Consider the following 1,271-nt stretch of genomic DNA (forward strand, 5'->3'; position numbering starts at 1 on the left):
AGTAACTCTAATCGCATGGTTCATGCACGGGCAAAAACTTGACCTTTGGGGGTATGTTGGCATGGGTTTAATCGTTGGTGGCGTTGTTGTTCTCAACTTGCTTTCAAAAACCAGTGCACATTAGTCCAGTATGCATCTAACAAGTTGCACCAGTCGGAAAACCTCCGCTCCGCGGCTTTGTGCATTCGCTTCGCTCATTGTTGCACAAAGCCACTACACTACAGTTTCCGCTGTGCAAGGCGTTAGTTGTAAGTAGGGATATGAAACGAGTAGCAATAATACTTAGTATTTTGTGTGTTTTGGTCTACGGAATTTCTTGGTTTTTCGGTACGCCCTATATTCATATACTCATTGGTATTATGGGTATACAACTTTTCATGTCTCTTGCCTCTGTCGGTGAAAACGAAGAAGAATTGGTCGAGTTAAAAGCACAGGGTAGCTGGGTTCGTGAATGGCATGTCTGGGTTCTGCTTGCGTGTATTTTTTCTGGGCTGGTAGTCGCAGAATATTACTATCCAGTACTAGAGAGCTTTGGGGCAAAATGACAACTAACAAGTTTATCAAACATCGTTCCGGCCACAAAAACACGTGGCCTGCACTGGACGCGCAAAAAGACGCGCGCCGTTTATAAAAGCGTTATACGTAAAAATGGAATTTCCAGAATGAACAAGTATGTGAAGTATTGCTTCCTCTCTGTTGTTTTTGCCGCTTCTTTAGTTGTGCTTTTTGCAGCGGGCGTATTCGCTTACATGAAAGTGCAAGAAGCAATGATTACGCGGGTAAACGACCCTGATATAAACCTTAAAACAGTTAATCATTGGCTCAGCGGTGACAAGTTGGTTTTTACCGCAATAGCTGAGAACAACAGCGAACACGAATGGCTCAATGTTTCTGTAAATTTTATCGTTAAAAAATCAGATGGCAGCTTCTTTAAACGGTGCCCATTACTGCTAATAAATAAGCCGTTTTCAAGTGGTAACATCGACATTGAAGCTGTCTGTACAAACATGCCTGCCGGCTTTAGCAATTACACCTATGAGGTCAAGATCTTCGGCGAATACTAAAACGTATAACCAGGCAATCAAAGACGCCCACAAAGGGTCGTGGGCTGGACTCGCTCTGCTGCGCGCCGCTCGCCCTTTATTGCGGCGTTAAATGTTTTTTGGCCTTTAGGTTTAAGGCTCAGTATTCGGCAAGGAATGCACGTTTCTAATCTGGCACCTTTCCGTTTAAATTTTTAGGGTAGGTGGCACGTTTTCCCACTGTTCAGC

The 1,271-nt window shown here is 43.9% G+C and carries 2 protein-coding genes and 1 pseudogene; all 3 read left to right on the forward strand.

What is annotated here, in order from left to right:
• Window positions 1-124 (forward strand): annotated as a pseudogene (locus A3763_RS17060) (QacE family quaternary ammonium compound efflux SMR transporter); the annotation flags it as partial.
• 136 nt (window positions 125-260) lie between these two features.
• On the forward strand, window positions 261-545 hold the full coding sequence (locus tag A3763_RS17065) for a hypothetical protein (protein ID WP_068553828.1): 285 nt from the start codon (window positions 261-263) through the stop codon (window positions 543-545).
• A 117-nt stretch (window positions 546-662) separates the two neighbouring features.
• The gene (locus tag A3763_RS17070) at window positions 663-1,064 is read left to right on the forward strand and encodes a hypothetical protein (RefSeq protein WP_068633819.1); all 402 of its coding nucleotides are present in this window, start codon (window positions 663-665) and stop codon (window positions 1,062-1,064) included.
• The last annotated feature ends 207 nt before the right edge of the window (window positions 1,065-1,271 follow it).

The organism is Oleiphilus sp. HI0128 (assembly GCF_001635365.1).

What these genes read in the sequence shown, in the direction of transcription:
- A3763_RS17070 (WP_068633819.1), top strand. Translation starts at nt 663, where the DNA reads ATGAACAAGTATGTGAAGTATTGCTTCCTCTCTGTTGTTTTTGCCGCT.
- A3763_RS17065 (WP_068553828.1), top strand. Translation starts at nt 261, where the DNA reads ATGAAACGAGTAGCAATAATACTTAGTATTTTGTGTGTTTTGGTCTAC.